We start from the raw sequence: 536 nt of genomic DNA, 5'->3' as shown, positions 1-536 counted from the left end.
CTCGGAGTGCAAGGAGCGCAACTACATTACGAAGAAGAACCGTCGTAACACGCCGGATCGTCTCGAGCTTATGAAGTATTGCCCGCGTTGCCGCTCATCTAAGCTGCACCGCGAAACTCGCTAAGTTCGGGTTTGAGAGCCCCCAGTGTTATGGGGGCTCTTTTGTTTTGCGCAAACTCGTGTTTGCGCTTTGCGGGCCTGTACTATCAGGTTAGAAGAGGGGGATGCAGTGGATATTCCTAGGCCGGATTCAGTTGTGTACACGCGCGCGTCGTATGCGACGGCGATAACGTTCTTTTTTTCTGGATTCACCCTCGCTTCATTTCTTTCGCGTATCCCGTCTATTCGGGATGCTTTTTCGTTGGATCCGGCAATGCTAGGCAACGTCCTCCTGATTGGCTCGTTGGGTTCGGTTCTCGCACTTCCATCTACGGGACCAATCGCGGGTCGTTTCGGCCCGCGAGTGACGGCGTGGGCGGGCTTTTTACTGTGGTCTGTGGGAATGTTGGCGGTGATCGTAACTCTCGATCAAGGCA

At 54.3% G+C, this 536-nt stretch carries 1 protein-coding gene; it reads left to right on the top strand.

The window, feature by feature from the left end; all coding sequences use genetic code 11:
• Window positions 1-124 (top strand): 50S ribosomal protein L33 (rpmG, locus tag HMPREF1627_RS10070; protein WP_081940720.1); only part of this gene is annotated, 124 nt, incomplete at its 5' end.
• Window positions 125-536 lie beyond the last annotated feature (412 nt).

The sequence above is a fragment of the Actinomyces sp. S6-Spd3 genome, assembly GCF_000758755.1.
In the GTDB taxonomy this organism is placed as follows: Bacteria; Actinomycetota; Actinomycetes; order Actinomycetales; family Actinomycetaceae; genus Pauljensenia.
Note: the sequence above shows the minus strand (reverse complement) of the source record. Positions and strands in the feature narration are given on the sequence as shown.